The following is a 327-nucleotide window of genomic DNA, read 5'->3' on the forward strand; positions in this document are numbered from 1 at the left end:
GGATGACGCTGACAGGGGCCACACGGCATGATGAGCCAAAAGGACAATGACGCTTCACAAGGAACCGTGATGGACCACATCGATCTGCAGCAACCGCTCTGGATGCTGATCACCTTCGTCGCCCTCGGCGCCCTCTGTGCACGCCGCCTCGCGATCGACCCGCGCCCCATCGCCACCTTGCTGATCTACGTGATCGCGCCGCTGACCTTCTTCCGCGGGCTGGTGCTCGGCGAACCATCGCTGAGTGATCTGGGCCTGACACTGGGACTGTTCTCGCTGGCCAGCAGCATCTGCCTGCTGGTGCGCCCGCTGGCCGCGAAGTTCTTC

1 protein-coding gene is annotated in these 327 nt (G+C 63.6%); it reads left to right on the top strand.

The genetic code is table 11. The annotated features are described in order from the left end of the window. Window positions 1-69 precede the first annotated feature (69 nt). Window positions 70-327 (top strand): hypothetical protein (locus tag R0J88_RS19255; protein WP_410900769.1); only part of this gene is annotated, 258 nt, incomplete at its 3' end.

Source organism: Pseudoalteromonas sp. SIMBA_162 (assembly GCF_046535955.1).
GTDB lineage: Bacteria > Pseudomonadota > Gammaproteobacteria > Enterobacterales > Alteromonadaceae > Pseudoalteromonas > Pseudoalteromonas marina.